This window comes from Micromonospora sp. NPDC049301 (assembly GCF_040678715.1).
Taxonomy (GTDB): domain Bacteria; phylum Actinomycetota; class Actinomycetes; order Mycobacteriales; family Micromonosporaceae; genus Micromonospora.
On the sequence record NZ_JBFAQO010000003.1, the window covers coordinates 216,171 to 241,580 of the forward strand.

19 protein-coding genes are annotated in these 25,410 nt (G+C 70.9%); 9 read left to right on the top strand and 10 right to left on the bottom strand.

Annotation, left to right across the window (positions count from 1 at the left end):
* The first annotated feature begins 495 nt into the window (after positions 1-495).
* Positions 496-1,071 carry a hypothetical protein gene (locus AB0K07_RS10875; protein WP_363753267.1) on the top strand — a complete coding sequence of 192 codons (576 nt, stop codon included), beginning with the start codon at positions 496-498 and terminating at the stop codon, positions 1,069-1,071.
* A 493-nt stretch (positions 1,072-1,564) separates the two neighbouring features.
* Here AB0K07_RS10875 and AB0K07_RS10880 read toward each other — a convergent pair whose 3' ends face one another.
* Positions 1,565-2,473 (bottom strand): M56 family metallopeptidase, encoded by a 909-nt coding sequence (locus AB0K07_RS10880; protein ID WP_363753270.1) that lies wholly within the window; start codon positions 2,471-2,473, stop codon positions 1,565-1,567.
* A gap of 264 nt (positions 2,474-2,737) precedes the next feature.
* Here AB0K07_RS10880 and AB0K07_RS10885 point away from each other — a divergent pair, with 264 nt between their 5' ends.
* Complete coding sequence (locus tag AB0K07_RS10885; RefSeq protein WP_363753273.1) at positions 2,738-2,845, top strand: BlaI/MecI/CopY family transcriptional regulator; 108 nt, start codon at positions 2,738-2,740, stop codon at positions 2,843-2,845.
* A 5-nt stretch (positions 2,846-2,850) separates the two neighbouring features.
* Here the strand turns inward: AB0K07_RS10885 and AB0K07_RS10890 are convergent, their stop codons facing one another.
* A complete protein-coding gene (locus AB0K07_RS10890) occupies positions 2,851-3,105 on the bottom strand; it encodes an HAD hydrolase family protein (RefSeq protein WP_363753276.1) in 255 nt (84 codons plus the stop codon).
* A 182-nt stretch (positions 3,106-3,287) separates the two neighbouring features.
* On the opposite strand from AB0K07_RS10890, the gene AB0K07_RS10895 reads away from it, so the two are divergent.
* Together AB0K07_RS10895 and AB0K07_RS10900 are read left to right on the top strand one after the other, a co-directional pair.
* On the top strand, positions 3,288-3,560 hold the full coding sequence (locus AB0K07_RS10895; protein WP_363753279.1) for a hypothetical protein: 273 nt from the start codon (positions 3,288-3,290) through the stop codon (positions 3,558-3,560).
* Positions 3,561-3,756: 196 nt separating this feature from the next.
* Entirely contained in the window at positions 3,757-5,025 is a 1,269-nt protein-coding gene (locus AB0K07_RS10900) for a hypothetical protein (protein ID WP_363753282.1), read from the top strand.
* Positions 5,026-5,534: 509 nt separating this feature from the next.
* On the opposite strand, the gene AB0K07_RS10905 is transcribed toward AB0K07_RS10900, so the two are convergent.
* From AB0K07_RS10905 to AB0K07_RS10940, 8 genes are all read right to left on the bottom strand, one after another.
* The gene (locus tag AB0K07_RS10905; RefSeq protein ID WP_363753285.1) at positions 5,535-5,921 is read right to left on the bottom strand and encodes an integrase core domain-containing protein; all 387 of its coding nucleotides are present in this window, start codon (positions 5,919-5,921) and stop codon (positions 5,535-5,537) included.
* Between the two features lie 147 nt (positions 5,922-6,068).
* A complete protein-coding gene (locus tag AB0K07_RS10910; protein ID WP_363753288.1) occupies positions 6,069-7,598 on the bottom strand; it encodes an FGGY-family carbohydrate kinase in 1,530 nt (509 codons plus the stop codon).
* Complete coding sequence (locus AB0K07_RS10915; protein WP_363753291.1) at positions 7,595-9,256, bottom strand: glycerol-3-phosphate dehydrogenase/oxidase; 1,662 nt, start codon at positions 9,254-9,256, stop codon at positions 7,595-7,597. The genes AB0K07_RS10910 and AB0K07_RS10915 overlap by 4 nt, the downstream gene beginning before the upstream one ends.
* Before the next feature lie 60 nt (positions 9,257-9,316).
* Positions 9,317-10,201, bottom strand: coding sequence for a 3-hydroxy-5-phosphonooxypentane-2,4-dione thiolase (lsrF, locus tag AB0K07_RS10920; RefSeq protein ID WP_363753294.1), 885 nt, complete (start codon positions 10,199-10,201; stop codon positions 9,317-9,319).
* Positions 10,194-11,213 carry an ABC transporter permease gene (locus AB0K07_RS10925; protein ID WP_363753297.1) on the bottom strand — a complete coding sequence of 340 codons (1,020 nt, stop codon included), beginning with the start codon at positions 11,211-11,213 and terminating at the stop codon, positions 10,194-10,196. The genes lsrF and AB0K07_RS10925 overlap by 8 nt, the downstream gene beginning before the upstream one ends.
* Positions 11,210-12,169 carry an ABC transporter permease gene (locus AB0K07_RS10930; RefSeq protein ID WP_363753300.1) on the bottom strand — a complete coding sequence of 320 codons (960 nt, stop codon included), beginning with the start codon at positions 12,167-12,169 and terminating at the stop codon, positions 11,210-11,212. The genes AB0K07_RS10925 and AB0K07_RS10930 overlap by 4 nt, the downstream gene beginning before the upstream one ends.
* Positions 12,166-13,692 (bottom strand): sugar ABC transporter ATP-binding protein, encoded by a 1,527-nt coding sequence (locus tag AB0K07_RS10935; protein ID WP_363753303.1) that lies wholly within the window; start codon positions 13,690-13,692, stop codon positions 12,166-12,168. Before AB0K07_RS10935 ends, AB0K07_RS10930 begins: the two co-directional genes overlap by 4 nt.
* A gap of 26 nt (positions 13,693-13,718) precedes the next feature.
* On the bottom strand, positions 13,719-14,819 hold the full coding sequence (locus tag AB0K07_RS10940; RefSeq protein WP_363753306.1) for an ABC transporter substrate-binding protein: 1,101 nt from the start codon (positions 14,817-14,819) through the stop codon (positions 13,719-13,721).
* Positions 14,820-15,098: 279 nt separating this feature from the next.
* Here AB0K07_RS10940 and AB0K07_RS10945 point away from each other — a divergent pair, with 279 nt between their 5' ends.
* The 5 genes from AB0K07_RS10945 (at position 15,099) to AB0K07_RS10965 (ending at position 25,405) form a co-directional block, all read left to right on the top strand.
* A complete protein-coding gene (locus AB0K07_RS10945; RefSeq protein WP_363753309.1) occupies positions 15,099-15,842 on the top strand; it encodes a GntR family transcriptional regulator in 744 nt (247 codons plus the stop codon).
* Positions 15,843-16,262: 420 nt separating this feature from the next.
* Complete coding sequence (locus AB0K07_RS10950; protein ID WP_363753312.1) at positions 16,263-16,847, top strand: copper resistance CopC family protein; 585 nt, start codon at positions 16,263-16,265, stop codon at positions 16,845-16,847.
* Positions 16,844-17,770: a CopD family protein gene (locus tag AB0K07_RS10955; protein ID WP_363753315.1), complete on the top strand. Its 927-nt coding sequence runs from the start codon at positions 16,844-16,846 to the stop codon at positions 17,768-17,770. The genes AB0K07_RS10950 and AB0K07_RS10955 overlap by 4 nt, the downstream gene beginning before the upstream one ends.
* Before the next feature lie 58 nt (positions 17,771-17,828).
* Positions 17,829-24,827: an SdrD B-like domain-containing protein gene (locus tag AB0K07_RS10960; RefSeq protein ID WP_363753318.1), complete on the top strand. Its 6,999-nt coding sequence runs from the start codon at positions 17,829-17,831 to the stop codon at positions 24,825-24,827.
* A complete protein-coding gene (locus tag AB0K07_RS10965) occupies positions 24,824-25,405 on the top strand; it encodes a hypothetical protein (RefSeq protein ID WP_363753322.1) in 582 nt (193 codons plus the stop codon). The genes AB0K07_RS10960 and AB0K07_RS10965 overlap by 4 nt, the downstream gene beginning before the upstream one ends.
* The last annotated feature ends 5 nt before the right edge of the window (positions 25,406-25,410 follow it).

The window sequence follows — 25,410 nt, forward strand, 5'->3', positions numbered from 1 at the left end:
GTCAGCAACACGCCCGCCCGCTCGGGGTGCCGTTGTGCAAACCCTCCGTGTCTCAATTGTTTCAAATTTGGGGTGTTTGGTGCCAAAGTGGGGTTTTGCGTGGTGTAGCTATGGTAATCCTGCCAGGTTGCTGACTTTATGTCCCGAGAACGATTGTCCGGGTTCATGCGGCAGGCGTGGGGCGTTTCGGTTGTGTGGCAAAGTGACCGGCGCCACGTAGGTGACGGAATGGCGGCCGGGCGGGCGTCGTTGTAGACAGGTCGACGATCACATGGCTGTTCGAGTTCGTTGCTAAGCAGGTGGACGCGCCCCGGACCCGGCCCGGGAATGGCGGCCAGCCGGTGGTCCTTGGACATGTCTTCGACGGCGCGAGCTTCCACTTCACGCTCGGCCGCCGGAAGCGATTGTCCGTAGTAATTGAGCGCCCAGTCGTGGTGCTTGCGCGTTTCCGACCCTCATCGGATACGTCGCCAACCCCCGTATTGGAGCATTCTCATGAACACGATCATTCGCAAGGGCATTCTCGGTATCGCTGGTCTTGCCGTTGCCGGTGGCGTTATCGCCGGTCCGGTAAGCGAGGCTCAGGCCAGCCCGGCCGAGTCAAAGATGGCCGCTGTGACGCAAACGGGCACATCGATGTCGGTGGCATCTCGTGCGCACGGCCCGCAGTCGCGTATCCATCTGAACAAGACGCAGACACGTAACGCCAAGGCGATCATCACCACGACGAAGAAGTCGGGAATGGGTCAGCGCGCGGCGGTGATCGCGGTCGCCACCGCGATGCAGGAGTCCAAGCTGCAGAACCTGGGGCACCTGGGTTCCCGCAACGACCACGACTCGCTGGGCCTCTTCCAGCAGCGTCCCTCCAGCGGCTGGGGCACCCCGGCGCAGGTCACCAACCCCTCTTACAGCACCAGGGCGTTCCTCAAGGGCCTGCGCCAGGTCGACGGCTGGAAGCACATGCCGCTGACCGAGGCCGCCCAGACCGTGCAGGTCTCGGCCTACCCCGACGCCTACGCCCAGTGGGAACGGCAGTCCACGGGACTCGTCGCGACCTACTGGAACAGCTGAGCACACCACCACCGATGGCCGGCGCCCCACGACGGGGCGCCGGCCACCGGCCTCCCCGCCACCGCGACCGCTCACCCATCGGTCGCGATGGCCCCTCGCGGCTCGTCTACCGCCAGAGGGACGCGCACGACCGCGCTCGGCGCAAGCTAGGGCAGCAACGCCACATCCGCACGAGTCCGCCCCGCCACATCGATCGGTCCGGCCGGACGCCCTGGCGGCGGCTGCTCAAACCCGGCGGTGTGCGACGCCGACGCCGTCCGCAACGACTCACGCAAGGCGATCGTCAACCGGCGAAGCGATCCGAGCGTGGTATCGCCGGTCGTCGACGAGACTGACGGTAAGAGAGGCGCGCGCACCTTCGGGTGCAACGTCAGTACAGCGATGAGATGAGATTAAGAACGCCTGTTCGCCCTCGCCGCGCCTAACGTGTCAACTCCGCAGGCTCCCACCTCGTCGCCGTCGCCCGATGCTGGCATGACCGATCGAAGAGTCCCTACCGCTTGCGGCGTGCTTCGGCAAGCAGCTCCATCAGGTCGTAGATCGCCTCAGCAGTCCACACGACCGACGCCAGCGCAAACACCACCGGCAGGGCACGCAGCGCCGGCCACCGGATCGCGCGGCGGGGATGCAGGAGGTGGGCTACCCGCCGGGGCATCGCCCCGCCGGACGACACGGCGTTCAGGCCGTATGGGGCCGGCCGGCTCGACGTGGAGAGGGCAATTGCCCCGATTGCCTGCGCGACGGTCCGGCGACTGCCAACGTCATCTGCGGCCTTCTCGTCGGCGGCCCGCTCCACCAGGTAGTCGACGTACCGCGACACCCATCGCAGCACCGGGTGCGACACCGCGGCCAGTCCAGCCATCCGGACGAATCGGTGATGCCCACCGGTCAGGTGCGCGTGCTCGTGCGCGAGTAGCGCCGCGAACTGGCGCTCGTTGAGTAACTGGCGCATGCCGGTGGTCACGACGATGCGACCGGGCTCACCCGGGACGGTAAATGCGAGGGCCTTCGGCTCGGTCACCATCACGACCCGCCCCTCGGTGGACAGATCCCGGCCGAGCTGCAACGTCCATTGGTGGCGCCGCTGCCGCCGCTCGATCGCCGCCACCGCCGCTATCGCCACTAGCAGGAGGCTCGTCCATGACACCCATAGGACGTGCTTGGTGTCCTTCGCGACCACCTCAGCCGACCAGCCAAAGGCCCGACCCACCGCGGGTATCTCCGCGATCGCCTTAAGGGCGAACACTGTCAAGTTGACTATGCTCGCCACGCCCGTCACCGCGGCCGACCAGGCCAGAGACGCGGCGGCTATCGATGGCTCAAGCCGGTCCGCCGTCAAGCGTGCCGCAACCACAAGCAATGGCGGGACCACAAGCACCGACCACACGAAATGATCGAACATAAGACTCCGTCCGGACACGTCACGTCCGTTACGGCCGCAATGCAGCTCGAGATCACGGTACCGCAGCCAACCTGTAAGGTGAGGGCCAATGAGCGTTCCACCCGTCCGCGACCGACGGCGAACCAGCCGAAGGCCGGAGGCGACGCCCTGGCCAGCTTGAAGCCGAGGTGCTCACCGTACTGACCGGCGAGGCTGCCCGGCTGAGCCCAGGCGAGGTCCGAGACTGGATGCACCCCTGCGGCGAAACTGTCGCACACCGCGGTCGTGACCACCCTGACCCGCCTGTTCGACAAAGGGGCGGTCAGCCGGCAACGCGACGGCCGTTCCTTCCGCTACTGCGCGGTCCGCGACGCTGCCGACCTCGTTGCTTGAGGATTTCATCGACCTCGTCCTATATGTGCGGACCGGTTTCGGGCCTGCAAAGAGATCTGCAGGGCGATGGCGGTGGTGGACAGGTGGTCGCGGACGAGGACCGTGTCGGCGCTGTGCAGGGCGAGGTCGGAGCCGCCTCGGCCCATGGCGACGCCGAGGTCGGCGGCGGTGAGGGCGGGTGCGTCGTTGACGCCGTCGCCGACCAGCAGCACCCGCCGTCCGGTGGCCTGCGCGGCCCCGACCACAACCTCGGAGATCATGGCTGCAGACCCTGCTCTCCGCCACCATTCCAACAAGTTGGAGACCTCCCTGCTGCCTACGCCTTGATGGCATGAAGGAGCGGGGCCTCGCTCCTCGAAGGTCCCGGGCGGGATGCTCGGGGTGCTCACGTCTCACGACGAAGGAGGCCCCTGATGCAGGCAGAGTACGACGGCCGCAGATCGTGGGTATCGATCTGCATCGGCGCAGGTCGGTGATCGTGCGGATGACGGAGACAGGCGAGAAGCTCGCGACGGTGCGGATCGACAACGACCCGGTCGCGCTGGGGTTGGAGATCGCGAAGGCCGGTCCGGACCCGGAGGTGGTCCTGGAGGCCACCTATGGCTGGTACTGGGGCGGTGGATGTGCTGACCGCGGCCGGTGCCCGGGTGCATTTGGCGCATCCGTTGGGGGTGAAAGGGTTCGCCTAGCGGCGGGTGAAGAACGACGCCCGTGACGCCGCTGACCTGGCGTATAACGGATGGTGGCTGCCCCGAACCTTCTTGCTCGCCGACGACCGGCGCAGCCGATGCGGCAAGGATACGATCAAGCAACGACACCGCCCGGACCCCCGCTCCTCGGAGGAAACCGACAGGCTCTCACCGCTTGGTTTAGCCACTACGGCTGCCAGGTCTGAGATAAATTGACCCATTATGGATAGATCACGGACGGCCAAGGCGGGGCGCGCGCCCGAGGGGACGCTGCAGAACAAGGTCCCTGAGGTCATCATCTGGTTCTGGATCATCAAGGTCCTGTGCACCACGGTGGGTGAGAGCTTCGCGGACTGGATCAACTTCGAGCTCGGCATCGGCCTGAAAGCCACCTCGGTGATCTTCACCGTTGTCCTGGCCGCGGTCTTGGTCTGGCAGCTGCGGCTGGACCGGTACCGGCCACCGGTCTACTGGCTGACGGTCGTGGTGCTCAGCGTCACGGGCACGCTGTATACCGACCTCCTCACCGACGAGCTGCAGGTCCCGCTCGCGCTGAGCACGAGCGTGTTCGCGGCGATCCTCGCCGTGGTGTTCGGTGTCTGGTACGCCCGGGAACGGACCCTGTCGATCCACAGTATCGTCACCCGGCGCCGGGAGGCGTTCTACTGGCTCGCTGTTCTGGTCACCTTCGCGCTGGGCACCGCAATCGGCGACTGGACGATCGAGCTGACCGGGTGGCGTCCGGGCACCGCGGTGCTGCTGCCCGCCGGGCTGATCGGCTTGATCTTCATCGGGTGGCGCCTGGGGGCCAACCCGGTGCTGTCGTTCTGGCTGGCCTTCATCCTGACCCGGCCGCTGGGCGCGAACCTGGGCGACTGGCTGGCATCTCCGAGCGCCGACGGCGGACTTGGTCTCGGTACGGCGACGACAAGCGTGATCTTCCTGGCCGCAATCCTGGCCATCGTGATCTACCTGACCGTCACGCAGAAGGATGTCATCGAGGAGTACGACGCGTCGCACACCCCGACCGTCACCACCCGTCCGCGCAGGGAACACGTCATGCTCGGCTACTTCGCCGTCGTCGCGCTCGCCACCGCGCTGCTGCTCGGCTGGGCGGCCGCCCAACCACACGCGAGCACCAGCACGGAGGAGGCGGAGGAGGAGGCGCCCGTACCCGCGTCCACGGTCTCACTCGCCCCGGGGCAGGCCACCCGACACTTCCCACCGTCGGAGATCGCCAAGTTCCGTAGCATCACCCAGGACACCCTCGACAAGGTCCGCGCCGGCGACCAGGCCGGCGCGACCAAACGGATCACTGACCTGGAGACCGCCTGGGACGACGACCAGTCTACCCTCGAGCCCAAGGACCCGACCGCCTGGCAATTCCTCGACGGCCGCATCGACACGGCTCTCAAGGCGGTACGCGCCCGCCACCCCGACCAAGCCACCGAGCAGCAGGCCCTGACCGCCCTGCTCGACTCCCTGACCTGATTTGGTACCGGGTCGACGCTCCCCACGTCGACGTCGCGTACTCGGCGCTCATCACGTGGGCGAGGGTCGCACACGATGATGGCCACCAAGCCTCACAACCGCTTCTCTGCGGTGACTCACCGTGTTGAAGGCAGTTCCGATCGTCTTCCCGGTGGGGCCAGTTGTAGCCGACATGGTTGGGCCAACTCAGGCCGTCGAAGCCATCCTCACCGGGTCAGTGGAGGTAACCGAGGCCGTCGACGTATGCCGTATCCGCGCAGGCGGGGACCGTTGGTGCTCGCATGGTGATCGGACGTCGGCGAACTGGCGAGGACACGCCGGTACCTCATCGGACTTGCTTCGCTTCCAGGGCAACTCGAAGAATTAATCCGATGAATCCATTGCCCGGACCTGCTGGTATCCGCCGGGACGCTCATGGGTCGAGTGGCACCGGGACGTGGCGTCCGAGCGAACCCTGTACCGTGCCAAAATTGGATGCAGGCCCTTGACCTGGAGCTTTGTTGATCAGGTCAGGCTGCTCGCTGGTACTCGTTGATCACGCCGCCGAGGATTCGTCGTCGCCGTATCGGGGTGTCGATCGGGACGGCGGCCGGATCGTGGTTCGGTGGGCATTGGGCAAGGCGCTGATGTGGACGATGCTCGTTGAAGTGCGCCGCGTATTGGTCGAGGACCGTGCGGGCGTGACGCTCGTTGTAGATCAGGACCCGGTCCGTACACTCCTGCCGGACACTTCGGATGAACCGCTCCGCGTAACAGTTCGCCTGCGGAGTTCGTGGAGGCGTCTTGACCACGTCGATGCCTTCGGCGACGAACACCTCGTCGAAGGACGTGGCGAACTTGGTGTCCCGGTCGCGGATCAGGAACCGGAACGACGCGACCCGGTCGTCGAGGTCCATCACCAACGGTACAGGCGGGCGGTCGGGCAGCAGCAGCGGTGGGATCTCGGCCCACAAATCGTCCAAGACGATCCGCCGCAGCTGCTCACCCTTGCCACATCCGGGAGAACGGTCCTCCAGTCTCCCGGATGTCACCAGACCACAAAGTCAGACGCGCCTACCAGGGTTGCGGTAGCGCTCGACCTCCGACCACACGGAGGACATCCCAGCAAGACAGCGATCGAACACCTGGGCGTGCTCCAGATAGGCGACGCGGTCCGGCCCCGGGTGCACGCACAGGTCGTTCTCGTCGTTGACGGTCCACGGGGGCACGTCGTGGCCGAGGGCGCCGGGCAGCAGGGAGGCGACGCCCCGGGCGCCGAGTTCGCTGGTGAGCTGCCGCCGGACCGGGCGGCCGAGCACGTCGGCGAAGATCTGCGCCCACACTGTCGACCGCGCGCCGCCACCGGCCAGCCGCCAGGGCCGATCACCGACGTCCGCGCCGCTGGCCAGCACCCGGTCGAGCTGCACCCGGTGGTACTGGGCCACGCCCTCGATGACCGCCCGGGTGAGGTGGCCCCGGCGGTGGTTGCTGGAGATGCCGAGGAAGGTGCCGGACGCCGACGGGTGCTCGGGCGAGCCGTTGACGAAGGGCAGGAACAGCAGGCCGTCGGCGCCCGGCGGCACCGCAGCTGCCTCGTGCAGCAGTTCCGGCGCGGCGACGCCGCCGGTCTGCTGGTGGGGCACCCCGGCGCAGGCGAGCCACTCGAGGTTGGCCGCCGACGTGGGGGCCACCTCCATGGCCAGCATTGTGGCCGGATCGGGCATGAACGCGCTGAGTGTGACCTCCGGGGCGGGGGTGCGCGCGGGCACCACGACCCCGTTGATCGCCCAGGTGCCGACGATGATCGTCCCGTCCCCGAGTTCCCGTCCCCCGGCGCCGAGTGTGGCGGCCACGCAGTCCATGCATCCGGCGATGACGGGCAGACCTTCGGGCAGCCCGGTGCGGGCCGCGGTTGCGGCGCTCAGTCCGCCGACCACCTCGTCGGACCGGCGCAGCGGCGGGAACCGGTCCAGGTCGGAGGCGGGCAGCCCGACCAGTTCGAGCGCAGTCGGCGTGTATGCCCGGGTGTCGAGCCCGACCAGGCCGAAGGCGCTGGCGTCGCTGTAGTCCGCGCTGGCGACACCGGTGAGCTGCGCGGTGACCCAGTCTTTGCAGGACAGCACCCAGCGGGCGGCGGCGTACGTCGCCGGCTCGGCGTCCCGCAGCCAGCGCAGCAGGACGGCGGGCTGGGCGGCCCACGGGATCGAGCCCGTCTCCAGGGCCAGCCGGCGGGCTCCCTCCGGCGGGATCGCCTGGACGATGTGCTGTGCCCGGCTGTCCGACGAGGCGATGGCCGGCCCGATCGGGCGCAGGGACCCGTCGACCGGGTAGATGCCGTTACCGTGTGCGGCCACGCCGATGCCCGCCGGGGCGTACCCCTCGACGGCCAGCTTGCCGCCGACCTCCGCCAGCAGCGACAGCACCGTGTCCGCCAGCGCGGTCATGTCGACGTCGTGGCGGTGGGCGGTGACGCTGGTACGCGGAGTGCGCGCATGCACGACGGCCAGCTCATTGCCCACGACGTCGAAGGCGGCCACCTTGGTGGCGGTGAGTCCGACGTCGACCCCGAGGTAGCAGGTGTGCGGAATCGTCACGACGTCCTCCTGTCGTTCGTTCCGGTCGCCGGGGCGAGGTTCAGGCCGCGCGGGCGGAAGCGCCGCAGCTCCGCCCGGTAGGCGGCCACCTCGGCGTCGGCCCGTTCGGTGTCCCAGCCGAGCTGCCGTACGGCGACGTCCGCGCAGGTCACGGCCGTCGACACCGCCATGTCCGGGCCGAGGCCGACCAGCGTACGGCGCAGCAGCACGTCGGCCAAGGTCACGGCCCGCTCCTCGCGGAAGGCCATGACCACCTCGGCGGCGACGGCCCCGGTCCGCTCGTCGACGACTTCGGCCAGTGCCGGGTCGGATAGGGCGAGTTCGAGCACCCGGCGGGCGCGGACGCCGTAGATGTCCAGTAGCCGGGCGGACTGCGCCGGGGTGAATGGGGTGGCCGAGCGCGGGAAGTCCGCGCGGAAGGCGTACCAGTCCGGGGTGTCGGCGCCGGGCAGCGGCCGGGTACGGGTGGTGCATCGTTGCCGCGGCCGGCCGAGCACCTTCAGCGACTCGTCGGTGGCGTCCTCGGCGAGGGCGCGGTGGGTGGTCAGCTTGCCGCCGATGATCGTGAGCAGCCCCTCGTACGTGGGTGCGTGGTTGAGCACCGTGTGCCCACGACTGATCTTGGCGTTGTCCGCCACGCCGGCCGTGTACGGCAGCGGACGGATTCCGGCGACGCTGTACAGCACGTCGTCCGGGGTGAGGCCGGCCTGGGGGAACAACCGGTTGGCCTCGGTGAGCAGGTAGTCGATCTCGGCGTCGCTGGCGACGACCTCGTCCAGGTCCCCCTCGTAGGTGAGGTCGGTGCTGCCGAGGACGTACCGGCCCTCCCACGGGAAGATGAAGATCGGTCGCTGGTCGGTGGCGGCCTCGAAGAAGATGCAGGTGTCCGGGGCGCCCGGGAACGGGTCGATGATGATGTGGCTGCCCTTGGTGCCGCCGTTGAGGCGTCCGCTCTCGACCTGGCCGTCGAGGATCCGGTCGATCCACGGCCCGGCCGCGTTGATCGTGAGGCGGCCCCGGATCTCCCCTTCCCGCCCCGACTGGTTGTCCCGGGTCCGGACCCCGTGCACCCGTCCGTCCGTCACGAGCAGGCCGGTCACCGTCGTGTAGGTCAGCACCCGTGCGCCCAGCCGCTCGGCGTCGATCAGCAGCTCGACGCAGAGCCGCTCGGCCCATGGCACCTGGGCGTCGTTGAAGAGCACGCCGCCGCGCAGGCCACTGCGGGAGAGGTGGGGCCAGCGTCGGGCGATCGCCCGGGCGGACAGGCTCCGGCTGGGTCCGCGTCCGCGGCGCGCGGCCAGGACGTCGAACGCGGCCAGGCCGAGGCGGATCAGCGGTCCCGGCCGGCTGTCCCCGGCGTAGAACGGGATCAGCATGGGGTAGTCGTGCACCAGGTGCGGCGCGGTGCGGAACAGCAGGTGCCGTTCCCGGATCGACTCGTGCACCAGGGTGAAGTCGTAGCGCTCGAGGTACTTCAGGCCGCCGTGGATCAGCCGGCTGGAGGTGGCGGTGGTGCCGGCGCCGACGTCCCCGCGGTCGACCACGACGACGCTCAGGCCCCGGCCGGCGGCGTCTCGGGCGATGGCGAGGCCGTTGATGCCGGCGCCGATGATCACGAGGTCGACGAGGTCATCGGCGCCGGTCGGTGGGTGTGACATGAGGAGCTCCCGGAGATGCGGGGTGCGGGCCGGGTGGACGACCCGCACCCCTGGCGATGATCAGGACGCGGAACTGGCCGACCGCTCCCGGAAGAGCTCGTAGGCGTCCTCGGGCTTGGCGTCGTCGTGCACCACGGCGCGGACTGCGGCCAGCATCGCGGCCGGGTACTCGCTCTGGAAGATGTTGCGGCCCATGTCGACGCCCGCGGCGCCCTCCTGCATCGCCCGGTACGCCATGGTCAGCGCGTCGAGCTCGGGCAGCTTCTTGCCGCCGGCCACGATGATCGGCACCGGGCAGCTGGCGGTCACCGTCTCGAAGCCCTCGTTGACGTAGTACGTCTTGACGATGTGGGCGCCCATCTCGGCGCTGATCCGGGTGGCGAGCCGGAAGTAGCGGGCGTCGCGGACCATGTCCTTGCCCACGGCGGTCACCCCCAGCACGGCGATGCCGTGCCGCTGTCCGGCGTCCACCAGGGCGGCGAGGTTCGCCACCGACCGGGACTCGTGCTCGCCGCCGATGAACACCTGGATCGCCAGCGCCGCGGCGTTGAGCCGGAGCGCGTCCTCGACGTCCAGGGCGATGTGCTCGTCCGAGAGGTCCTTCAGCACGCTCGGGCCGCCGCTGGCCCGCAGCACGATCCCGGCGCTGCTGTGCGGCGGGATGCTGGTGCGCAGCGCGCCACGGGTCATCATGATCGCGTCGGCGTCCGGCACGAGGGGGGCGATGTTGGTGTCGATCCGCTCCAGGCCGGCCATCGGCCCGAGGAAGTAGCCGTGGTCGAAGGCCAGCATCACGGTACGGCCGTTGTCGGGTCGGAAGATCCGGGACAGCCGGTTCTGCAGGCCCCAGTCCTGGGCGTGGGCTCCCTTGACGTGGAAGCCGGCTGTGGTGGCGGCGGCCCCGCCGAAGTCGCGGGCGTCGAGCAGACCGTCGGTGTCAGCCATTGGTGTTCTCTCCTGTGTCAGTTCCAGTGGTGGTCGCGGCCGCGGGTCGCGGCCGTCGACGGGGTCGAGTGGTCGCGCCGGCGTTGCGCAGCGTTCCGCCGCCGGCGAGGAAGAGGACGAACAGCACCAGGCCGCCCTTGAGCAGGTTCTGCGCGGCGGTGCTCCAGCCCACGAGGTTGACGAGGCCGTCGAGCAGGATGAAGAAGAGCGCACTGCCCCAGATGCCGACCGGCACGGCCCGACCGCCCGAGATGAGCGTGCCGCCGATGACGACGACGGCGACCGAGTCGAGCAGGTAGCGCGTGCCCAGGTCGGGCGACGGCGCGATGTAGGCGGCGAGCAGCGCGCCGGCCAGTCCGGCCAGGGCGCCACTGGCCAGGTAGGTGGTGGCGATGATCCGGCTGACCGGGATGCCCGCCCGTTCCGCGGCCGGCCGGCTCTGCCCGACCGCGAGCAGCGAGCGACCGTAGGTGGTGCGGCGGAGCAGGGCCACGACCAGCGCGGTGAGCGCGGCCACCGCGACGGCGAGCACGGGTACGCCGGCCGGCCGCAGGTTGAGCAGCCTGCGCAGCCCGTCGTCGGGCACCGCGGTGAAGCCGTCGGCGAGCGACAGGGTCAGCGACGAGGCGATCAGCCCGGCGGCCAGGGTGGCGATGATCGGCGGGACGGACAGCCCGAGGATCGCCACCGTGCTGACCAAGGCCACGGCCAGCCCGGTTCCGATGCCGGCCAGGATGCCGGCCGGCACCGATCCGGTCGTCGTGGTCACCTGCACCGCGACGAACCCGGCCAGGGAGATGACCGGCGCCACCGACACGTCGATGTTGCCCGGCCCGGCGGTGATCACCAGCATCTGGCCCAGGCCGACGATGACCAGGTACGGGGCCAGGGACAGCGCGAGCGAGACCGTCTGCCCGCCGCCCTGGCTGGAGATGGCCAGGATGGTGGCCCAGACCAGCGCGGCGGCGACGAAGCCCCAGATCCACGGGCGGGTGAGTGTACGGAGGGTCATCGGAACACCTTTCCGACCACGACGCGGCCGGCGAGTACGGCCAGCACGATCACGCCCTGTACGGCCGACTGCATGTTCGACGGCACGTCGAGCAGGCTGAGGACGACACTGACCAGGCCGAGGGTGATGCCGCCGATGGCGACGCCCCACGGCACGGCGGTGCCGCCGGCGAACGACCCCCCGCCGAGGATCACCGCGGCTACCGTGATCAGCGTGTAGCTGGTGGCAGACGAGACGTCGCCGCCGCCGGTCTGCGAGGCGAGCACGAGGCCGGAGAGCACGCCGAGCGCCCCGGCCACGGCGTACGCGATCACGCGCGCGGCAAGCGGCCGCAGGCCGGACCGTTGCAGCGCGACCGGGTTGCTGCCCAGCGCGCGGACCCGCACCCCGACGGAGCTGCGGGCGGACAACAGCCAGACCAGCGCCGTGACGACGAGGATCGGCAGCAGCGGGGCGGGGAAGCCGCCCGGCTGCCAGGAGCCGAACGCCGCCAGCCACTGCGGGGTGCCGCCGCCCGGGGTGGGCAGGACGAACAATCCCAGACCCAGCCACACGAACGAGGCGCCGAGGGTGGCGATCAGCGACGGCACCCGGCGCAGGTGGATCAGCGCGCCGAGCACCGCGTACGCCGCGACGAGACCGAGCAGTAGCAGCGTGCCGGTGCCGGGGGAGGAGACCAGCTTCGTGGCGGTGACGACGGTGACCAGGCCGACGAAGTTGCCGATGCCGAGGTCGATGTCGCCCGCGGCCATGAGCACCATCTGGGCCTGGGCCGCGATGACCAGCGGCACGGTGGCCGAGAGGATCAACGCGAGCCCGGGCACGGTCAGCACGTCGGACTGCAACGACGCGCAGACCGCGATCATGGCCACCATGGCGACCGCGCTGACCATGGCGGGTCCCGTGCGGCGCAGCAGGGCCTGGGACGGCATGGCCGTCGCGACGAGGTTCGTCATCGCTGTGCTCCCGTGGACTCGGATTCGGCGAAGGAGACGGCGATGATCCGTTCCTCGGAGATCTCCGCGCCGGTCAGTTCGGCGACGACCCTGCCGGCCCGCAGCACGTAGACCCGGTCGCAGTGCGCCATCTCAGCGTTCTCGCTCGAGTACCAGACCACGCTGCGGCCGCTCGCCGCCTCCTGCCGGATGAGCTTGTAGAGGTCGGTCTTGGTGTGCACGTCGACCCCGCGGAACGGGTCGTCGAGCAGGACCAGGTCGGCCGTGGAGGCGAACGCCCGGGCCACGATGACCTTCTGCTGGTTGCCGCCACTGAGCTCGGTCATGCCCGCGTCCGCGCCCCCGCGGATGGCCAGCCGGTCCACCCAGTCCCGGACCGTGGCGTCCTCCGCCCCGGAGCGGCGTACGCCGTACCGGGACAGGCCGCGCATGGCGGTGACGATGAGGTTCTCCGCCACGGACCACAGCGGCAGGACGCCCGAGCGCTGCCGGTCACCGGGCACATAGGCGCGGGTGCCCTCGACCCTGGTGTCTCGCCGGACGGGGCGCCACAGCCGTTCGAGCACCTGCTGTTGCCCCTGGCCGGCGAGCCCGGCCAGCCCGACGACCTCACCCCGGCCGACCGTGATCGACACGTCGTGCAGGCCGTGGCCGGTGGCGCTGCGCAGTTCGGCGACGACCGGCCGGTCGCCGGCAGTCCGGGCGACTGCGGGGGCGGCGGCGGGTTCCACCACCTCCGCGCCCATCAGGACGAGCACGTCCTGTTCGCTGAGGCCGGCCGCGGGTCGCTCCGCGACGACCGCGCCGTCACGCATCACCGCGACCCGGTCGGCCACCGAGAGCACCTCACGGATGCGGTGCGAGATGAGCAGGACGGCCGTGCCCTGCGCGGTGAGCCGCCGGACGTACGTGTAGAGCGAACGCGCGGCGTCGGGGCCGAGGGACTCGGTCGGCTCGTCCAGGATCAGCAGGTCGAGCCGGTCGACCAGGCTCGCCCGGACGATCTCCACCATCTGCCGCTGGGCCAGCGAGAGGTCCTCGACCCGGTCCCGCGGGGCCACCCCGTGGCCCGGGAACATCTCGTCCAGCCGGCGGGCGACTGCCGTGCTGGCCGCGCGTCGCCAGCGCACGCGGGGCAGGCAGTGCCGGGACGAGACCCAGATGTTCTCGGCGACGGTGAGGTCCGGGCAGAGCGACGTTTCCTGATAGGCCATTCGGACGGGGCGGAACGGGTCGGCGCCCGGTGTGACGTCCTTGTGCCCGCCCACGGTGACCGTGCCCTCGTCGCACGGTTCGAGGCCGGCGAGGACGCGCATCAGCGTGCTCTTGCCGGCACCGTTGTGACCGACGAGGCCGAGCACCTCACCGGCGCGGACGTCGAGGTCCACGCCGGTGAGGGCCCGGGTGCGCCCGTACGTCCTGGTCACCCGCCGCGCGGTGACGACCGGTGGCGCCGCGGACGGCTTCCGGTCGCCCTGCGGCGGGGCCGCGTGCGACCCCACCGGCAGGTTGTCGACGTGCATGATGCGCTCCTTGAGTTGCTGTCCGGTCAGCCGGCGGCTGTCGGGATCGGCGGCTGCACCGGGGCGCCACCGCTCTTGACGGCCTCGACCTGCTTGCGGAAGAGCTCCTGGGTCCACGGCCAGGCGGCGTACTCGTCGGGCTTCAGGACGCCGGCCCACGCGGCGACGTCCTTCTGCTCCACCAGCACGATCGGGAAGGTGATCTCCTTCGGGACGTCCTTGCCGTCGAGCAGGTCGATCGCCTCCCAGAGCGCGGCGACCGACTGGCCGGGGTCGGACATGACCGCGACCGAGCCGTTGTCGAGCTTGCTGTCCTGCCAGTACTTCAGCGCGCGGCCGTTGGTCTCGAAGGTGACCGCCGGCACCGGCTTGTTGGCCGTGGTGAAGGCCTGGGCGACGCCGTAACCGTCACCGCAGCCGATGACCCCGTCGACCTTCGGCACGCTCGACAGCACGCCGAGCACGGCCTTCTGCGCCTTGGCGCCGTCGCACATCCCGTTGACGGTCGCGGCGACCTTGACGTCCGGGTTCTTGGCCAGGATGTCCTGCGTGGTCTGGTACATCTCCGCCTCGGGCTGGGAGCCGACCACGCCCCGGCTGACGATCACGGTGCCCTTGCCGCCGATGCCCTTGACCAGCGGCTCGGCCGCGGCCGTCGCCCAGTCCTTGAAGCTGTTGAGCAGCACGTGGGCGCAGGGGGCGTCGATCGCCGAGTCGAAGACGACGACCTTGATGCCGGCGTCGCAGGCCTGCTGGATGACCGGCTTCAGCGCGGTCGGCGAGGCCGGGTCGATCAGCAGGGCGTCCGGCTTCTGCAGCAGCAGGCTCTTGATCTGGGCGACCTGCTCGGTGGCCGAGTTCTCGCCCGGGGCGTTGACGACCTTGAACTTGCTGATCAGCCCGTCGTTCTGCGCCTTGGTGGCGGCGGCCTCGAACTTGGCGATCATCGTCTGCCGCCAGCCGTTGCCGATGAAGCCGTTGCTCAGCGCGATGAACGGCTTGTCGCCGCTCTTGGCCTTGCCGCCGCTCGCGCCGGAGCCGCAGCCGGTCGCGGTGACCGCGACGGCCGCGACCAGCGCGGCCACGACCGCGCTGCGCCGTCGTCGGGATGAGGGGTGGGTACGCATGGTGGGGGCCTCCAGGGAGAGCGAAAACCCGCCGGAGCGGGAGTGGACGTGCTCAGTCGGCTGACCGCGGCTCGGGGGGCTGCGGTGAGGTGCAGTCATTACAGACCTGTAGTGACAGGTCCGCTAGGGCTGGATGACAAACGTGTCCCAAGTCACAGTGACGGCGGTTACGTCTCCGTGTCTTTCCGGCGATAGGGCCGTCATCCGGCCACAATGCCTGTCATGACAGGGCTCGTTCTGCCGTGGCATGCTGTACTCGATCGACGGGGAAGGAAGTCCATGACGATGACCTACCGGCGGCTCACCCGGGACGGGAGCGAGCCGCTGTGGATGCAGCTGATGCGGGAGCTGCGCGGCCAGATCGAGGCCGGCGACATCGCCCCGGACCAGCCGTTGCCGTCCGAGGCGGAGCTGACCGACCTCTATGGCGTCTCCCGCACGGTCGTGCGGGAGGCGCTGCGCGAACTCGTCCAGCAACGGATGATCTACAAGGTCAAGGGACGGGGCGCCTTCGTCGCGCCCCAAAAGACCGAGCTGCGCTTCGTCGGCTCCGTGTCCGGCTCCGCCGACGACCTGCGCGAGTCGGGACGCCGGGTCACCACGCACACGATCAGTCAGGCCCTGGGCTCGGCGGACCAGCGCGCGGCCGAACTCCTGCAGATCCCGGTGGGCGAGCCGGTCGTACGGATGCGCCGACTCCGACGCGTCGACGGTCAGCCCTGGCTGCTCGTCGACACGGCCCTGCCGGCCCGGCTGGTGCCCGGCCTGGAACGCGCGGTGCTCGAGAACCAGTCGCTGTACGACGTACTGCGCCGCCGGTACGGATTGGAACCGGTCGGGGCCGACCGTTGGATCGAAGCCGTCTTCCCCGAGCCCGAGGACGCCGCCCTGCTCGAGATCACGACCTCAACGCCGCTGCTCGGCATCGAGTCCGTCGCCTGGCTGCCGGACGGCACCCGTTTTGAGGCCTACCACGCGTTGCACCGCAGCGACCAGACTCGCTTCTTCGTGGGAATCCGCTGAGCTGACGGTACGGCGTTCCGGACTGCTCTGGCCATGCAGGTGAGTGCAGGTTGGGTGCAACCCGACGAGGTGGCCGTCGCGCTCGACTCGCTCATTTGGCATTCAGCGCAACGGCGGGACGCCGATCAGCCCGCCCGGGTATTGCGCGACGAAGCCGCCACTGTAGACACTCACGAGCTGATCAGCCCGCGAACGCTTTCACCTCCAGCAGGCCGACGACGGCCGAGCCGAACTGCGTGACACCGCGAAGGACGCGCACACGGCGATAACGGCGGGACAAAGGATCCCAAGTTTTTCCCAAGGTCGGCCCCGCACCTTCTCCTCGTGAGAACGATCGGGGTGAGGACATTGGGGAACAGTCGCATGGGCGTGGCACGGGTGCGCGGGGCCAGGTCTGTGCCGGGCCTGCTCCTCGCGGCCATGACCATAGTCGCGTTCCTGGCTGTCGACGTGGTCAGACCGGCCCCGGCCGTCGCGCACAGCGAGCTGAAGTCCTCCAGCCCGGCGGCAGGCTCGGTGACCGGCGCGGCGCCCGCCTCCGTGTCGCTGGTCTTCGGTGGCAGCATCCTGTCAGCGTCGCTGACCGTCACCGACGGGTGCGGTCGTACCGTGCCGGGTCAGGTGACCATCCGGGAGCAGCACGTACGAGCCACGCTTCGGGCCGGCGGACCGGCACCGGCCAGTGGTGCGTGGTCCGTCCGGTGGCGGGCGGTGAGCGAGGACGGGCACCCCATCTCCGGAGAGGTGCCCTTCACCGTGGCCGGTGAGACCGACTGCGTCGCGTCCGCCAGTGCCTCCGCCGCGCCCGACAACAGCCCGAGCGTCACCGCCACGGCGGCAGCCGAGGGCACCGACACCCAGGACACGGCTGTGGCGGTCTCGTCAGAGAGCGGAACTTTTCCGACCAGCATCCTCCTCGCGCTGGCCGTCGTGCTGCTCGGAACCGGCGCGGCGGTGCTCGCCCGTCGCCGCAGCCCGCCCGTACCGACCCGGGACAAACGATGACGGGCCCGCCGCCCATCGATCTGGCGCTGCGGACGGTCACCCTCGGGTCCGCGCTGCTCCTGGTTGGCGCGCTCCCAGTGGCGATGCTGTTCCTGCGATCGCTGGGCGCCGCTCAGCGAGAGGTCCCGCCGGCACTCACGCGCTTCCGCCAAATTCTGCGGTGCGCCGCCGTCGCCGTCGGGGCGTCCGCACTGCTCACCTTCTGGCGGTTCGCCGACCAACTTCAGGCCGCCTCCGCCACCAACGAACCCGGCGACGCCGTGCGGCAGGCCCTGTCGAGCCAGGTCGGCAGCTGGACGGCCATTCGCGTACCGGTGGCCGTCGTGCTCTGGTTCGTGGTCGCCACCGCCCTCACCGCCCCGTCGTCGGCCGGCTGGCTCAGCTGGGCGGCGCCGGCCGTCGTGCTGGCCGCCAGCCTGCCGATGACCAGCCACGCCGGTGTCACCAACGCCCTGGGAATCCTTGTCGACCTGCTGCACTTGGCATCCGGCGGGGTCTGGGTCGCCGGCGTGCTGGCCCTTGCCGTGGTGGTCCCCATCGCGCTGCGCGCTGGAACGGCAGACCGGAACCGCCAGGTACTGCTGTCGTGCGCGGCCGGCTTCTCCCGGCTCGCCGTGCTGGCCGTCGCGGTCGCCGTCGTCACCGGATTCGCTCAGCCCTTCATAGCCGACGTCGACCTCCGGTCGCTGCCCGGCACAACCTGGGGCGCCGCCGCCACGATGAAGCTTCTGCTCGTCGTGGCCATCGTCGTGGCTGGTGGGGTCAACCACCGGGTGCTGATCGGCCGGCTGAAGCGGGCCAGATCTCGGGTCCGCGTTGACGACAGTGCAGCTGCGCTACTCGGCGTGGTCTCCCTCGAAGTCGTCCTCGGCGTCGCGACGGTTCTCGCCGCAGCGCTGCTCGTCTCGACGCCGCCGCCGTAAAACCATTGCCCCGCCCGCAACCGTCCACGTCGCAACCCTGAATGCGTGGGGAGAACCAATGAAGATCATGGTCCATTCGCATCGGCCGTCGCCGGCAGCGCTGGCCGTCACGACGGTGACGCTGGGACTGGCACTGGCGTTCCTTCCCGAGGCTTCCGGCGGTGGCCTGCCGGGGCTGCTGCGGCTGCTGGTGGCCATTCCGGTTGCGGTCACGGCCGTCGCCGCAGCCGCCTGGCTGTCGTGGCGGGTGTCGCGCCCGGTGCCGGCGGGGCTGGCTGCGGCCGGGACGGTCTTCATCACGGCGAGCGCCGCAGCCGTCCCCGTGGCGTGGGCCGCCGGCGTGTCCGTGCCGGAGGCGTTGCGGCAGGTGCCCCTGCAGGCGGCGGCGGCGCTGCTGGTGGTGACCGCGGCCGCGCTGTCGCGCTGGCGGCGGCCGCGGCCGGTGCGGCTGATCCGCGCCGCGTCGCGTCCGGCCCTGGCCACGATGATGGTCGGCGGCTTACTCGCGGTGCCCGCGCAACCGGCGGCCGCCGCGGACCCGGCGGAGGCCGCCCCCTGCGTCGCCGGTCAGCAGCAGCGCAACTACTCGATATCGGCGATCACCGTGGACGTGCCGTTCAACCGATTCGGCAGGACGCTGCGCAACGCCCGCATCTTCGCCCTCGACCAGGACGTCGCCGCCATCACCAACTGGTGGCGCCCGCTGGCCGAGGACGCGGCGGACGATCCCGCGGGCAACCGCCGGCTGCGCCCGCGCCCCCTGGTGCTGCGCGCCAACGAAGGCGAGTGCGTCCGGGTCACCCTCACCAACCGGCTGTCGTCCGACCCCGTGTACGGGTTGCCCGCCGCGCCGCGGGTCGGCATCCAGGCCACCGGTGTGGTCGTGGACGTCCGCGGTGACGGCGGTGCACGCGTGGGTAACAACGCCGACCCGACCGTCGGCATCGGGCAATCCACCACGTACTTCTGGCGGGTGCCGGCACAGGAGGGGCTGTTCCTGTTCCAGGACATGGCCACTCCGGCCGGCGGCGAGCACGACGCCGGCTCCCGGGGGATCGGGCTCTACGGCGGGCTCGCCGTCGAGCCGAAGGACTCGGTGTGGACCGATCCGCGCAGCGGCGCCGTCCTGTCCGGAAACGGCAACCCCAGCTCCACCTACACGGCCGCGAAGAACCAGAGCGGCGAACTGTACGTCGAGGCCGACATCCACCCGCCGGGCGCGCCATCGTTCCGGGAGAGCATCCAGCTCGCCCAGGACCAGATCCCGTACGTGGGCATGGGCTTCAACTACGGCTCGGAGCCGATGGAGGACCGCGAGGCCAAGGCGTGTCCCGACTGCATCGGCGAGGAGACGTGGCTGTCGTCGTGGCCGTACGGCGACCCGGCGCTCATCAAGCTGGCCAGCGGCAAGGGGCCGTGGCTGCCCAAGGGCACCGGCGACCGTAAGGAGGCCGAGGACTGCGGCCTGCCCGAGTCGTGCTTCGTCTCCAACGTCTTCCACACCTACACCGGTGACGCCACCAAGATCCGTTTCGGCCTGGCCGGCGTGAAGGAGACCCACGTCTTCCACCTGCACGCCCACCAGTGGCTGGCCGACCCGCGCGAGAACGGCGCCAGTGGCGACGGGCCGGGCGCCAAGCCGGCGTCGTCGACCCTCGACTCGCAGAGCTACGGGCCGGGGGAGGCCTACACCGCGGAGCTGCTCTACGGCGCCGGGTCGCAGAACGGCACGTTCGGCGACTCGATCTTCCACTGCCACCTCTACCCGCACTTCGCCGAGGGCTACTGGGCGATCATGCGCGTGCACGACGTCCGCCTGGACGGCTCCACCGCCACGCCCGACGGCGTGAACGTCCGGCCCCTGATCCCGTTGCGGGGTCGCGCCACGCCACCTGCCCCGACCGCGGACAACCCCGGCTTCCCCGGCATGATCCCCGGGACGTACGGGTTCCGCGCGCCGCAGCCGCCCGGCTCGGTGACCGAGGGCGGTGTCGACGGGACCCCAGAGCGGGCCGCACCCCGGCTGGTTGGCGGCAGGACCATCGAAGAGGCCAAGCTCGCCGTCGAGCGCGCCGTCGTGGCGCGGCACAACAACGGCGGTACCGCGCCGCGAGGTGCGCCGTACGCCGACCCGTGCCCCGACGGCGCCCGAGAGGTCGACTACGACGTCACCGTCCTGCAACGCGATCTCGTCTACAACGAGGCCGGCCACCACGACCCGCAGGCCCGAGTCATGGTGCTGACCAAGGACGTGCCGGACATCCTCGCCGGCCGTAAGAAGGTCGAGCCGCTGTTCATCCGGGCCAACGCCGGCGACTGCATCAACTTCTCGCTCACCATGATGGCGCCCAACTGGGTGGGCGGCGACGCGTTCCAGCAGATCAAGCAGACGAACATGGCCGGTGGGCACGTCCACCTGGTCAAGTTCGACGTGACCGCCTCCGACGGCGGCTCCAACGGCTGGAACTACCAGCAGGCAGCCTTCACGAAGGAGCAGGCGGAGCTCACCGCCAAGCAGGCGTCCGGCGAGGTGACCTGCAGACCGAGTGGCTCCTTCTTCGGCGGGCAGAGCACCGGCTGCCGGATCGACGAACGCCACGAGTGGACGCCGCCGGCCGACTCCGGCGGGCTGCGGGGCCAGACCCTGCACGAGCGGTGGTACGCCGACTACGAGCTGCGGACGGCGTTCACCCACGACCACCACTTCCCGGCGATCGTGCAGCACCGCGGACACTACGGCGCGCTCATCATCGAGCCCCAGGGCTTCGACGTGCGTGACCCGGCCACCGGCCAGTTCAAGCAGCCCATCAACAACCCGGCGCACGGCATCCCTTGCGCGGCGCGCTGCGTCGGCTCGGCGGTCGGGGAGAGCGTCGACATGATCGGCCCGGGCGCCAACGACGACTACCGCGAGTACGGCCTCGCCATCGCGGACTTCGTACCCCTCGTGAAGAAGGGCGGCGATCCGCGCAACTCGCACGACGTGGTCAACGCGCCCGGCGCGCCCGAGGCGTACCCGGACCGCGACCCCGGCACGTTCGCGATCAACTACCGCAACGCGCCGCTGAGCGAACGACGTACTCGTGACGGCAAGCCGGTCGATCCCGCCCACAAGTTCAGCTCCTGGGTCTTCGGCGACCCGATGACCCCACTGCTGCAGGGCTACGCCCGGGACAACGTCAAGCTGCGGGTCGTCCAGGGCTCGCAGGAGGAGCAGCACCTGTTCCAGGTGAACGGCCTGCGCTGGCGCGAGGAGCCGGACGACCCCGACTCTCCGCTGGTCAACGCCCAGACCATCGGCATCTCGGAGGCGTTCAACGCCGAGCTGCCCGGGTTCGACTGCAAGAACACCGACACCCCCTGCCGCGGTGACTACCTGTACGGCGGCACCTCCATCGACGACCAGTGGCGCGGCATGTGGGGGATCATGCGGGTGCACGGGGCACCTGTCCCGGGTCTGCGCGCGCTGCCCGACAACCAACCCACCGGTACGGCGGGCCCCGCCCCGGCCCCGGCGTCGCGGCAGGCGCCGCCGCCCGCGCAACGGCCCGGCGTGGCCTGCCCACCCGCCGCTCCCGTGCGGACCTTCGACGTGGTCGCGCTGAACCGCGGCGTGACCTACAACGAGTACGGCGACAACGACCCGAAGGCGCTGATGTACGTCCTCGCGCAGGACGAGCAGGCCGTGCGGTCCGGAATGAAGAAGCCCGAGCCGTTGGTGATCCGGGCCAACGCCGGTGACTGCGTGCGGGTCAACCTGCGCAACGCGCTTCCGCCGGAGTACGCCAACCACCGCAACGGCGTGGGCGGTGACGTGCCGCAGATCCTCGAACCGCGTACCGGCACGCCGATGGGCACCCGGGTGTCGATGCACCCGCAGCTGGTACGTCACGACGTGCGACTGTCCGACGGCGCCGCGATCGGTTTCAACCCCGACTCGACGGTGGGAATCGGGCAGACGGTCAGCTACGAGTGGTTCGCCGACAGCGAGCTGGGCGCGACGAACATCGTCGACTACGGCGACGCCCGCGGACACCGTCACCACGGCCTCGCCGGCGCCCTGGTCATCGAGCCGCAACACGCCACCTACCACGACCCGTCCACCGGCTCGGAGATCCGCAGCGGCACCGCCGCCGACATCCGGGTACCGGGCCGGCAGGACTTCCGCGAGTCCGCGCTGATCTACCAGGACGGTATGGACCTGCGGACGGCCAGCGGAGCGGAGATCAAGGACAAGCCGGACGCGGAGGGGGGCGCCGAAGGCACGCAGCCGCCGGAGCCCGACGGTGGTGACGTGCACGCCGGCGGCACGGAGGACGGCGGGGAGAAGGGTGTGAACTACGCCAACGCCCCGCTGCACCGACGCCTCGGCGCGGTTCCCGGTGGCAAGGCCACCAGTGCGACCACAGCCGGCTGGGCCAACGTGTTCAGCTCCGTCACCTACGGCGACCCGGCGACACCGATCATCCGTGCCTACGCCAGCGACCAGGTGCGGGTGCGGGTGCTGGGTGGCAACAAGCCGCGGCAGACCGGCTTCCAACTCGATGGCGCGCTCTGGCGGCAGGAGCCGTACGACGCGCAGACCGAACTCGTCGGCGTCCAGGGCGGCATCGGTGCCGGTAAGGCCGTGAACGCGCACGTGCGACTGCCGGCCGTCGGCGACCACCTGTGGTCCTCACCGACAAGCTTCGCCCTGCCGGACGGGATCTGGGGCATGGCGCGCGTCTACGCCAAGCCGCAGGCCGACGCCGGTTTCCAGCCGAGCCCGCGCACCCCGCGCGACAACCCGTACGCGGTGTCGTACTGGCCGCTGATGCCGCTGGAGCGCAGCTACGCGGCGGTGCGGGCGTTCGACGACGCGGACGCCGACGGAGTGCAGGACGCGGGCGAGCCGGCCCGGCGGGGCGTACGGGTGCGCCTGCTCACTCCGGCCGGTGCCGAGGTCGCGGCGGCGACCACCGGTGCCGACGGCGGCGCGACGTTCTCGCCGGCCCCCGGCGTGTACGACGTCGCGGTCGAGGCCCCTACGGGCACGGCAGTGGTGGGTCTCGCCACGCGGCGCGTCGACCTGTCCGGCGACGCGGCACGGGTGGAGGTGGCGGTGGGTCTGTCGACGCTCGCGACCGTGCAGGCCCTGGTCTTCGATGACCAGGACGCCGACGGTGTCCGCGATCCCGGTGAAGTCGGCCTGCCCGGTTGGACCGTGACGTTGGACGGCGGCGCCGGCACCCTGGCACCGGCCACCACCGGTGCCGACGGTTCGGCGACCTTCACCGGCGTGACCGCCGGCGCCTGGTCCGCCGGCCTGCGGCCGCGTACCGGCTGGCGCGCAACCAGCACGCTGCCCGCCGCGGTGGCGGTCGGCACCGGTCCCGCCGGCGTGGCGATCGGCGTCGCGCGGGTGCCCGGCGTGCTGGTCCGGCCCGTGGACGACGCCAACGGCAACGCCGCCGCGGACGACGGCGAGCCGACCATCGGCGGCCTGGTGGTGAGGTTGACCGCAGGGGATCGCATTGTGTCGGCCAGGACCGCCGACGACGGTGGCGTGGTCGACCCGGCGGGCGGCACTGCGCGGATCCAGGTGCTGCGCCCCGACACGGGTCTGCCGTGGCAGTGCGCGAAGGCACTGGTCACCACGCCCACCGGGGTGACCCTGGTGGACTGTGCACCGGACGGGACGGTCGAGGTGCCAGCCGGCGCGATGGAGGTCGTCGTGCTGGGTGCGTTCGCCGACGGGGTGGTCACCACCACGCTGTTCGACGACGCCGACCGGGACGGCCGGCGCGACGTCGGCGAGGCACCCCTCGCCGACTGGCCGGTCGCCGTGCTGACCGCTGACGAGCACGTCGAGGTGGCGCGAACGACCACCGACGAGACCGGCACCGCCGGTGTCGTGGTGCCGCCCGGCCGGTACGACGTCGTGCCGATGCCGCCGGTGTCGCCGGTCGCCTGGGTGAACACCGACGGAACCTACGGCATCGAGGTCAACCGCGCCCGTAACACTCCGGCCGTCGGCGGATGGGTGCAGCCCGGCTCGGTCTCGGTGGGTGTGTTCCATGACCACGACTCCGACGGCGTGCAGGAGGCCGGCGAAGACCCCCTCGCCGAGCGCACGGTCCGGCTGTTCGACGCCGCAGGTCAGGTGCTGGCCACAGCCATCACCGATGGCGCCGGCCGGGTGGCCTTCCCGGTGAAGGCCGGCACCGGGTACGGCGTGGAGGTGACGGTGCCCACCGGCTGGCGGGCAACCGGCCCGGTGGCCGACGGAGCAGTCGTCGCCCGGTCGTCGGTGACCGCGCCGGCCGACGGCGGTCAGGTGAGCGTCGAGGTGGGCCACTACCACACTGTGGACCGCACCCCGCCGCAACCGCCCGCCGCCAACCCCGGGGCCGGCGCGCTGGCAGGCCCGACGTCGGTCACGCTGACCGCCGAGGCCGGCGCGACCATCCGGTACACGTTGGACGGCACGGCGCCGACCGCTACCCGAGGCATGCTCTACACCGCTGCGGTGCGGGTCTCGATGGACCGGGTGCTGCGGGCGGTGGCGATCGACTCGGCCGGCAACGTGTCGGCCGACCTCGCGATCGCGTACGACCTGCCGTGGACCGGCCGGACCGCGGTGCTCACGCCGTCCGGTTGGTCGGCGACCACCGGCAGCGTTCGTGGCGACGCGGCGGAGACCGCGGCCGATGACGGGCGCTACCTGGTCGTCGCGTCCGCCCCGGTGGCGGGGCGTCCGACGGCGGACGTGACGGCGACGGTGGCGGTGCCGGCCGACCTGCGGTCGGCCGCGGCGCTCAACGTGTCCGCCTCGCTGCGGTCGAGCATGCGCAACACGCGGGTCCGGCTGCAGTGGTACGACGTCGCGACCAACACGTGGCGGGCGCTCGGCACGTACACCCAGGGGTTGGACGAGTCTCGCGTGGACGTCGACCTCGCCGCCCCCGCCCGGGCCGTCGCGGCGGACGGAACGGTCCGGATCCGGGTCATCGGCGACCTGGCGTACCCGTTCGACCTGTCGGTCGACCAGCTCACGGTGACGGCGGTGAACCGATGATGAAGCGCTTGATACGGCTGGCCGCCGTCGCGGCCGGCGTGGCCGCGGTGCTCGCCGGCGCGGCCTGGGCGGTGGCGTCGGCTCCGCCACCGGATGCTGGACCCGGCCGGCTCGCCCTGCCCGACGGCGGTGTGGTCGCCGTCGAGCGGGTCACCTCGGCGGCCCGACCCAGACACGCCATGCCGGGGATGGGCACCGACGCCGACCCGGTCGCCGAAGGGGAACGCCGGGTGTCGATCGACGTCACCCTGCGGGCCTCGGCGGATCAGCCGCTGGCGTACGCCGTTGACCGCTTCTCCCTGCAGGTCCCCGGCGCGATCGCCCGGAAACCGCACAGGTCCGTCCTGCCCGGCACCCGCCTACCGGCGGGCACACAGCTGTCGGGAACGCTCATCTTCGACGTTCCCGTCGAGGCCACCACCGGCGTCCTCGTGTACGACGGCGGCGGCAACACCGAGGTGGTCCTACCGCCCGAGGCGGCCGGGACTCCTGCCAGCCACGAAACGGGTCCTGCCGGCCACGGCCCCGCCGGCCACAGCGGACCGACTGCCGCGTCCCCAGCCGCCACCGAGAAATGAGGATG

What these genes read in the sequence shown, in the direction of transcription:
- AB0K07_RS10875 (WP_363753267.1), top strand. Translation starts at nt 496, where the DNA reads ATGAACACGATCATTCGCAAGGGCATTCTCGGTATCGCTGGTCTTGCC.
- AB0K07_RS10880 (WP_363753270.1), bottom strand. Translation starts at nt 2,473, where the DNA reads ATGTTCGATCATTTCGTGTGGTCGGTGCTTGTGGTCCCGCCATTGCTT.
- AB0K07_RS10890 (WP_363753276.1), bottom strand. Translation starts at nt 3,105, where the DNA reads ATGATCTCCGAGGTTGTGGTCGGGGCCGCGCAGGCCACCGGACGGCGG.
- AB0K07_RS10900 (WP_363753282.1), top strand. Translation starts at nt 3,757, where the DNA reads ATGGATAGATCACGGACGGCCAAGGCGGGGCGCGCGCCCGAGGGGACG.
- AB0K07_RS10905 (WP_363753285.1), bottom strand. Translation starts at nt 5,921, where the DNA reads ATGGACCTCGACGACCGGGTCGCGTCGTTCCGGTTCCTGATCCGCGAC.
- AB0K07_RS10915 (WP_363753291.1), bottom strand. Translation starts at nt 9,256, where the DNA reads ATGTCACACCCACCGACCGGCGCCGATGACCTCGTCGACCTCGTGATC.
- lsrF (WP_363753294.1), bottom strand. Translation starts at nt 10,201, where the DNA reads ATGGCTGACACCGACGGTCTGCTCGACGCCCGCGACTTCGGCGGGGCC.
- AB0K07_RS10925 (WP_363753297.1), bottom strand. Translation starts at nt 11,213, where the DNA reads ATGACCCTCCGTACACTCACCCGCCCGTGGATCTGGGGCTTCGTCGCC.
- AB0K07_RS10930 (WP_363753300.1), bottom strand. Translation starts at nt 12,169, where the DNA reads ATGACGAACCTCGTCGCGACGGCCATGCCGTCCCAGGCCCTGCTGCGC.
- AB0K07_RS10935 (WP_363753303.1), bottom strand. Translation starts at nt 13,692, where the DNA reads ATGCACGTCGACAACCTGCCGGTGGGGTCGCACGCGGCCCCGCCGCAG.
- AB0K07_RS10940 (WP_363753306.1), bottom strand. Translation starts at nt 14,819, where the DNA reads ATGCGTACCCACCCCTCATCCCGACGACGGCGCAGCGCGGTCGTGGCC.
- AB0K07_RS10945 (WP_363753309.1), top strand. Translation starts at nt 15,099, where the DNA reads ATGACGATGACCTACCGGCGGCTCACCCGGGACGGGAGCGAGCCGCTG.
- AB0K07_RS10950 (WP_363753312.1), top strand. Translation starts at nt 16,263, where the DNA reads ATGACCATAGTCGCGTTCCTGGCTGTCGACGTGGTCAGACCGGCCCCG.
- AB0K07_RS10955 (WP_363753315.1), top strand. Translation starts at nt 16,844, where the DNA reads ATGACGGGCCCGCCGCCCATCGATCTGGCGCTGCGGACGGTCACCCTC.
- AB0K07_RS10960 (WP_363753318.1), top strand. Translation starts at nt 17,829, where the DNA reads ATGAAGATCATGGTCCATTCGCATCGGCCGTCGCCGGCAGCGCTGGCC.
- AB0K07_RS10965 (WP_363753322.1), top strand. Translation starts at nt 24,824, where the DNA reads ATGATGAAGCGCTTGATACGGCTGGCCGCCGTCGCGGCCGGCGTGGCC.